Genomic DNA, 8,586 nt, shown 5'->3' on the forward strand with positions numbered 1-8,586 from the left:
AAGCCGCCTTTCCTGCTGGCACAGTAAGTGGCGCCCCCAAAATCCGGGCCATGGAGATAATTTACGAGTTGGAGCCGGAAAGAAGAGGGCCCTATTCCGGCGTCTACGGCTATTATGATTTTGAGGGACAACTGAATACTGCTATTACCATCAGGACAATGATAGTACAACCTCTTCCCGGCAGTGGCGAACAGCACCAAGTTTCAGTACAAGCAGGGGCAGGTATTGTAGCAGATTCTGTGCCAGAGAAGGAGTATCAGGAAACCCTCAACAAGGCCATGGGGTTACTGGTGGCCATTGGCAGTGTGAGCTGAATTTTACTTTCACCCTAATGCCCATGTATGGTGTGAAACATAACCCCCCTTCAAATTCTTGGCAAAAGACATGCAGGCTCCAGAACTAATAATAATCCTCCCCCGTCTCACTTGTCCATCTAATAGGGCTTATAGACATAACCCCCTCATTTCCCCCTAGAGTTATTCTATAGGATTAGGGTCTGGACTGTGGAGCCTCTGCCCTCTGCTTTACCTTATGGCTTCTGTGAGACCTAAAATTGTCAAAAATTACTACTATCACCTTCAAGAGCCTTACTTATGCTATCTGAAGTGGCATTCAGTAAGGGTCATATGACTGAAGTTTGGACAGAATATCTGACTAGGACAAATTAAAATATTTATTAGTAATAAAAAACATCAATACATGCCCAAGTATAACCCCTTTACCCTAAAACTCGGAGAGAATTTCCTAAAGTACACTATATCTGACATTAAACTTCTAAAAAACCCCAAAAATCATATCAGCCACTATATTGGCTAAACCCCCAAGAGTATCTGATATATCTTCCCATATCAAAGATTTATCCTTAGACGCCTATAAACTCACCCGAACAAACCTACCCAAAATTGATATATAAACATTTCTACCAAATTTTTAAACCATAGCTTAGAATTCATTATCCTTGAACCAACAGAGATAAAAGGATTTTCTCCCGAAAAAACTCCTTACATCGGCTACCTGTTTTATGGGAAAAATAAAGGATTTTATTGCCCTACTCCCTCACTTGTATCCCCACTCGTATACAAATCCAAAACTATACCTTCTGTTCTACTGTCAATAACAGTAAAACCTCAAGAAATGTAGAGCACATAAAGGAAGCTGTTGTTGGGGGGCATAATAGAATTCAAAACCCCAGAAAGTCCTCTCATGAGGGGCACTACTGTCAAGGGGGGAATTTGTTTCTAGAAGCCTACAATTATAAGCCACCCCCACAGGAGCACTTGGACTTATAATTATAGGCCCAATAGAGCAGTACTACAGAGAAGTATTAGCGGTGGTGGTAGAAGCGGCCATCTGTTCTAGTTTTTGCTGTTGTTCCTGGGCAATACAAGCGGTGATTATTTCATCCAGATGTCCGTCTAAAACAGAAGCCAGGTCGAAGTTACGCCCCAGACGGTGGTCGGTTGCCCTATTGTCTTTGTAGTTATACGTACGTATTTTTTCGGAGCGAGCCCCGGTGCCAACTTGAGAGCGTCTCATGGAGGAAACGGCCTCTTGTTGTTCTTTTAATTTCATCTGGTATAGTTTGGCTCGGAGGATTTGGAAGGCTCGTTCCTTGTTTTTCAACTGGGAGCGCTCCTCAGTACAGAAAACGCGGATACCAGTGGGTTTGTGGTACAAGTCTACGGCAGTTTCTACCTTGTTGACGTTTTGGCCACCGGCACCACCGGATCTGGCGGTAGTAATCTCTACATCTTTGGGATCGATGTGTACCTCCACTTCATCTACCTCGGGCATTACGGCTACGGTAGCGGTGGAGGTGTGGACTCGGCCACTGGCCTCTGTTACGGGCACTCTTTGAACTCGGTGTACTCCCGCCTCATATTTCAGTCTGCTATAGACGTTTTCCCCCTTGATTTCCAGAATAGCCTCCTTGAAGCCCCCCATTTCTGAGGGAGACTCACTTAACAGCTTCACCTCCCAATTCATCATTTCTGCATAACGGGAGTACATTCTTACTAGATCCCCTGCCCAGATTGCCGCCTCATCACCTCCTGTACCAGCTCGTATTTCAAGCATAATATTCTTTTCGTCATTGGGATCTTTGGGTAGGAGGAGGATTTTGAGTCTTTTTTCCAACTGTTCGATACGTTCTTCCAGGGTGTCAATTTCCATGCGGGCCATTTCTTGTAATTCCGGATCTCCCTGGGCTTCTTTGAGGATTTCCCTAGCCCCTTTTAGGTCCTCTTGGGCTTTTTTCCATTCCTGGTAGGTAGTCACGGTTTCTTCTAGGGAGGAACGCATTTTGGCTATTTTTTGCAGTTCCTCCGGGTTAGTAGCCACATCGGGATCTCCCAGACGTCGGGTTAATTCTTTAAATGTTCTTTCAATAGAGTCTAATTTTTCTATCAAAAAGGATTCCGCCATTACCTATTTTTCTTTCTAATACTCAAAGATAACCAGTAAAAATAAGACCACTACTCTACCTATTTTAACCTCTCTGGGGGGAGCTGTTCAGAGTCCTGGATAGTAATTTTTATTTTGTTAATCCTAGGGCCGTCCACATCTAAGATAGTAAACTGAAGGTGGTCGAAATGGAAAACTTCGTTGGCTTTAGGGATTTTTTGCCAGTGGTAGACGAGGAAACCCCCCAGGGTTTGATAGTCGTCTGCGATAGGTAGATTCAAGTCTAATAGGTCATTTAATTCCTCTAGATTGATTTGGGCAGAGACGATAAAATTCTGTTCATCTACAACCCTTATGCTGTTGTCATCATCTTCTATCTCCGACTCGTTACCCCCGAAAATCTGATCTATCAAGTCTTGCATTGTTACCAAACCAGAAGTGCCTCCGTACTCGTCTACAATGATTACCATTTTCATTCGTGACTGTTGCATAGTGGTGAGTAATTCACTGAGGAGGGTAGACTCGCCCAAAAAGCGCACTGGTTTGATATAGTCTTCTATGGGGATATCCAGATTGTGGGGGTTGTCAGCCAGGAGGGATAACAAATCCTTTACATCCACTATCCCCCTAATGTCATCTAAAGACTCTCCTATTACTGGGTAGAGGGAGTGTTTGGTTTCCTTTACTTTTTGTAACAATTCGCCACAAGTAGCAGACAAATCTATAGCCTTTATTTTCACTCGGGGGGTCATAATTTCACTGGCTTGGACGTCGCAGAATTCCAATACGTTGCTCAACAACTCCCTTTCTTCCTCTTCCAATCCAGAAGAGTCTTTTTCCGTGGTGATAATCAACTGTAATTCTTCTGGGGTTACTCTTGTATACCAGCCTCCGCCAGTGTATTCTACGCCAAAAAGTTTTAACAGGAAACGGGTAGAATTGTTGAGAATGCCGACAAGGGGGTTAAAGATCCTACTGACAACACTGACAGGTGGTGCTAAGAAACGGGCTACTTTTTCCGGATATAATAGGGCAACGGATTTGGGACATAATTCCCCCAAAATAATTTGAACATACACCAGCAACAAAAAAGCTATGGGAATAGCCAGGGAGTGACTCAAAAAGGAAACAACTGCCACAGGCAGGGGTAAGGATACAAAAAAAGATTGCACCAAGAGGGCCACAGTTGCCTCGCCAATCCACCCCAGTGCTAGACTAGAAAGGGTTATCCCCAACTGGGTGCTAGAGAGAAGACGATCCAAACTTTGTTGGAGAGACTGGATAGTAGAGGCTTGGAGGTCTCCTTCCCTCACCAGATGATCTATTCTAGATTTACGTACCGCCACTATTGCGAATTCTGCGGCTACAAAAAAGGCGTTAATGGCAATCAACAGGAAAACGGCCGACAACCGCACCACAACCTCATCCCAACCCATTTTAGTTTCCCTATTCCCAGTCAGCTAGGTAGTTGTTTCTATTTGTCTTTCCCCTTTTCTTTTGCCTTTCCCCTAGCTTGTTCCTTAACAGCCCTCCTTTGTTCTTGGACATAATTATACACTTTTACCAGGACAGTCTTTTCCTCCACTGGTTGGAAATGGTACTTTTTCAAATCCACAGTTTCCCACTTGCCCAGTTTCTGGGTTGGGTTTTCCTCCGGACTATTGACGGTTTTTAGAGACTCACTCCCCAGATAAAAAGCAGTTACGCCACTGACTACGCCAACAGAGACACTGCCTAGGATAACAAAAAAACTGGCCACTACGGCGGGGTTGACCACAACTTTCATGCCTTATTCTACCTAGGGTTTGTATACATTTGACAAACTCCTAGTGTTTTATTTTATAATAGTAAAGGGCTGGTTGTTGTATTGCTCCCAGGGTTGGCCGAGCGGTTGAGGCAACGGACTCATAATCCGTGTTAGGCAGGTTCAACTCCTGCACCCTGGATGTGTTGGCGGTGTTTGATTTCACGACGGCGCGGCAGGTGCACCCGGTTTGCACCCCGACGCTAATTAACTGTCAGGAAACATAAAGAAAACTAAGGCCTAAAAAAGGAAACTGTCAAGGGGGGGAAAAGAAGTGAAAAAAGAGGCGACGAGGAAGCCTATAGGGGGTGGGGTGAGGCGAAGATTATTTTCTCAAATGATTCTAGTTTCAAAAGTGGTTTTTCCCGGGAAAAGTCGGCGTTAAATTTACCGGCGGGGATTATATATCTGTTGTTTTTGTCTGTTTTAATGGCGAGGGAAATAGATTTAACAAGGGGGAAGACTTGAATCAGATAGTCACTCCTATGTCTAAACTTAAAAACGGGGAAGCCAACGGAGGCAGGGTGGTATTTTTTTACGGCAGCAACTGGCACGATTTTACAATAACCTAGGGCGGAAATGAGTAAAAAGTTTTGGGCATTATTTATACTTTTACAGGCAATAATTTTTTCCCCATTTGTTAGTTTAATTATCTGATTGCCCTGGGCACTTTTAGTGAGAGGGGGAATGGTATCCTCATTGGTTTCTATTCTAAATAGTCTGGCCGTGGTGGTGGCAACTAATATCTCCCCTTTATCAGTCACTGGAAGGATGAAATCAAGGGTGTCTGGGGGTTTCAGTTTGATTAATTGTAAGCCTCTATTCCCCAAACCGTTTAAATGAGAAATAGGAAGTCTCTTGAGGCAACCAGTATTGGTGAGGAGAATTAAGTCTGTGGCTTGGGTGTTAGACAAGTCAACATAGCCAATGGGAGAGGCAGAATTTTGGCTAGCAGAGGGAGATACTAATTGGGTAATGGTTTTTTTTCTGGGATAAGGGGGAATTTGTGTGATGGCTAGGGGATATGCCTTTCCACTGTTAAAAACGACGACTATTTGTGTTTCAGAGTTATAACACTGTTGGTATACTATTGAATCTGTATTGTCTTGCCCGCTTGTTTCTGGTTTTTGCCAGTAAATCTCGCCCTCTGTAGTAATTTTAATAACGGCAGCCTCCGGTATTTTGGTGTGGTTTCCTCCCGGAATTTGGGGGGATATTTCCTCTGGTTTTTCCGTTGTTTGCTTTAGAATTTTTGTCCTCCTCTCGTCACCGAATTTTCTTTTTAGTGTCCTTAATTCTTTCTTCAAGGCCTTTAACAATTCCCGACGGTCAGATAGGAGTTTTTCTAACTCTTTTATTCTGGATTGTAGTTGTTGGTATTCTTCTTCCAGTTTTTGCTTCTCTGCGCCAGTAATTCGTCGCAATGGCATTGCTAAAATAGAAGTGGCCTGACTTTCACTGATTTTTAATTCCGCCTCTAGACGAATTTTAGCCGTAGAAAAATCTGGGGAATTAGATATAATATCGACCACCTTTTTGAGATTATTAATCGCTTTTATTAAGGCCTGGGTTAAATGCAATTTCTCTCTTTTTTCCTGCAGTTCCCACTGGTATTGTTTGGTAAGAGTCTCCTCCCTAAATCTTAAAAATTCCGTCAAAAGCCCCTTTAAAGAGAGTTGGCAGGGCCTATTTTCAACTAGGGCTAACAGGATAATGCCAAAATTGCTCTCAAGGGGGGTATACTTGTAAAGTTGTTCTAAAACAAAAGAGGGGGAGGCATCCTTTTTCAACTCAAGGACAACCCGAATACCAGTACGATCACTCTCATCCCGGACATCAGCAATGTCAGAAATTTTGCCTTGATGGACTAATTCGGCCACTTTCTCAATCCAGGCGGCTTTGTTAACCTGAAAGGGCAACTCGGTGACAATAATGGCCAGTCTATCACGATGGCGCTTTTTGTCTGAGGAGATTTGTTCCACAGTGGCTACCCCCCTAATAGTAATAACCCCCCTGCCCGTAAGATAGGCCTCTGTTATGCCGTCTGTGTTGAGAATTACACCGCCGGTGGGGAAATCCGGTGCGGGGATAAACGTCATCAAATCCTCGTCACTTAGATTGGGATTGTCAATAAGGGCAATTAAACCGTCCACCACCTCGCCTAAATTGTGGGGGGGGATATTGGTGGCCATGCCCACCGCAATGCCAGAACACCCATTAAGTAGTAGGATTGGCAGCTTGGCGGGTAATACAAGAGGCTCCCTTTGGGAATTGTCAAAGTTATTGGTAAACTGGACTATGGACTCATTAACATTGTCCAATAGAGTGTCAGTGGCGATAGGAGCCAAACGGATTTCCGTATAACGCATGGCAGCTGGGGGGTCATTGTCAACGCTGCCAAAATTGCCATGGCCTTGTAAGAGGGGGTAACGAGTGGAAAAATCCTGAACTAACCGCACCATAGCCTCGTATACGGCCTGATCCCCATGAGGGTGATACTTGCCTAGTACATCCCCCACTACCCTAGCACACTTGCGGAAGGGTCTTTCCGGCGTTAATCCCAGTTCATGCATGGCATAGAGGATACGCCTGTGTACTGGCTTTAACCCGTCTCTTACATCTGGTAGCGCCCTCCCCACAATCACACTCATAGCATATTCCAAGTACGAGCGCTCCATTTCTAGATGAAGGGGAGTGGGTATAATTTTTCCTTCTTTTTTCATGAGTATTCTTACTTACAATTTCTCAGCTAAAGTACGAGCTTAATTATAAGCCCCCTTTCCCACCACCCATCCTCCCATGACCCATCTTTTACCCTCTATCCCCCCTTTTAGAGATTAGCAAACATCCCCAAGGAAAAACTATATCCTCCCCCTCATCATTTTGTTACAAGGGCAACTAAAATGAGAAAAATAACAACATTTGTAAAGAATTATTGCGCTAACTCAAATTTGGCCTTAAACCAGCTTTATTTAAGTCTTTCGAGTCTTTTTTTCGGGAGTGATAGCACAAATTTGGCTCTTAGGATGTAAAAAAATATTACGAATTCCCTAATTTTTATTTTTTATTCCCTATACTGGCAGTATAGGAACAGATATTTAATGGTTTATACGTAGACTTTATTGTAAGTTAAAAGACTGTTTCTAGGTGGTAAAAAGGGAGAGAAAAAGATGCAAGTAACTAATCGTGGCAGCTGGCGGTATGGCTATTTGTTAGGGGTGTTAAAGAGTGTTTTAGTGTGGATGTTCACCCTAACAGTGTGTTTTCTGGTGGTGGGATTTCCAGTGGTGGTGATTTTGATGACGGTGGGGGTTTTGGCGGCAATGGTGTTGCAGTCGGTGTTTCCCGCTAGTGCCCTCATAGTGGTTTCCAGTGGAATGTTGGGCACGACAATGTGTGTTATTTTTGTAAGTTCCATTGTCCTTACCATGAAGGGGATTCACCCCAGCCAGGTAAAATGGTTGGGGTGGTTGCAGGAGAGGGAAAAAACCTCGCCGAAGACGGTGTATGCCTCTTGTCCCCTAACTTGTGGCCTAGACCAGGTATAATGCCCCTACTATTGCTTATTGCTACTACTGTTGTGGCAAAGGGGGTGTGACGACCCACCCCTTTTTTGGGGGTGTTATTCTATTCTAAGGGGGTCAACATCAATGGTGAGGGAGACAGAGGAAGGACAATACTGGGGGAGTTGGGCTAATTGTGTCTTGGTGGCAGGGGGGAGAGGATAAGGGCTTTTGAGGAGGATTTGCCAGCGGTAACGGTCTGCTATCCTCATGATTTTGGCAGGGGCGGGGCCTAATATTTCCACCTCTTTTGGTAAAATCCTCTCACAGAGGTTGGCAACAGCAGAGGCGGTGTCCCTCACCCTGTCACCATCCAAGCCGGTAAACAGGAGGAGGACTAAATAGCCATAGGGGGGGTAATTCAAACTAGCCCTTTCTTGCAGTTCCTGTTGGGCAAAGGCTATGTAGTTATGGGTTTTAACGGCCTGGAGTACGGGGTGGGAGGGGGAGTAGGTTTGAATGATAACCCTGCCGGCATCTTCGCCTCTGCCGGCCCTACCTGCCACTTGAGTGAGGGTTTGGAATGCCCTTTCTGCTGCCTGGAAGTCCCCATGGAAAAGCAAACCGTCGGCGGATACCACCCCCACCAGGGTGACATTGGGAATATCAATCCCCTTGGTTAGCATTTGGGTGCCCACCAGCACATCTGCCTCTCCGGCGGCAAACTGAGCCAGAATGTGACGATGGGCATTTTTGGTACTGGTGGTATCGCTGTCAAAGCGTAAAACCCTTAGGGTGGGGAATTCCTTTTCCAATTCCAATACTACCTTTTGGGTGCCAGTGCCAAAAAACCTGAAGTAGGGGGAGAAACACTGG

7 protein-coding genes and 1 tRNA gene are annotated in these 8,586 nt (G+C 44.8%); 3 read left to right on the forward strand and 5 right to left on the reverse strand.

The features are described from left to right. On the forward strand, positions 1–314 hold a 314-nt coding region (locus IGQ44_03300; protein HIK37003.1), incomplete at its 5' end, for a chorismate-binding protein. Positions 315–1,311: 997 nt separating this feature from the next. Here the strand turns inward: IGQ44_03300 and prfA are convergent. From prfA to IGQ44_03315, 3 genes are read right to left on the reverse strand one after another with little or no spacing between them, the layout of a single operon-like run. Then, positions 1,312–2,424, reverse strand: coding sequence for a peptide chain release factor 1 (gene prfA, locus IGQ44_03305; protein ID HIK37004.1), 1,113 nt, complete (start codon positions 2,422–2,424; stop codon positions 1,312–1,314). A 59-nt stretch (positions 2,425–2,483) separates the two neighbouring features. Next, positions 2,484–3,839 (reverse strand): HlyC/CorC family transporter, encoded by a 1,356-nt coding sequence (locus IGQ44_03310; GenBank protein ID HIK37005.1) that lies wholly within the window; start codon positions 3,837–3,839, stop codon positions 2,484–2,486. Between the two features lie 38 nt (positions 3,840–3,877). Further along, on the reverse strand, positions 3,878–4,189 hold the full coding sequence (locus tag IGQ44_03315; GenBank protein HIK37006.1) for a hypothetical protein: 312 nt from the start codon (positions 4,187–4,189) through the stop codon (positions 3,878–3,880). 87 nt (positions 4,190–4,276) lie between these two features. On the opposite strand from IGQ44_03315, the gene IGQ44_03320 reads away from it, so the two are divergent. Further along, positions 4,277–4,349 (forward strand) — tRNA-Ile (locus tag IGQ44_03320). A gap of 157 nt (positions 4,350–4,506) precedes the next feature. Here IGQ44_03320 and IGQ44_03325 read toward each other — a convergent pair. Next, on the reverse strand, positions 4,507–6,930 hold the full coding sequence (locus IGQ44_03325) for a DNA topoisomerase 4 subunit A (GenBank protein ID HIK37007.1): 2,424 nt from the start codon (positions 6,928–6,930) through the stop codon (positions 4,507–4,509). Between the two features lie 447 nt (positions 6,931–7,377). Between IGQ44_03325 and IGQ44_03330 the strand changes: the two genes are divergently transcribed. Beyond that, positions 7,378–7,755, forward strand: a complete 378-nt coding sequence (locus tag IGQ44_03330; GenBank protein HIK37008.1) for a hypothetical protein — start codon at positions 7,378–7,380, stop codon at positions 7,753–7,755. A gap of 74 nt (positions 7,756–7,829) precedes the next feature. Here the strand turns inward: IGQ44_03330 and priA are convergent. Next, on the reverse strand, positions 7,830–8,586 hold a 757-nt coding region (gene priA / locus IGQ44_03335; protein ID HIK37009.1), incomplete at its 5' end, for a primosomal protein N'.

Source organism: Geminocystis sp. M7585_C2015_104 (assembly GCA_015295805.1).
Classification (GTDB): domain Bacteria; phylum Cyanobacteriota; class Cyanobacteriia; order Cyanobacteriales; family Cyanobacteriaceae; genus DVEF01.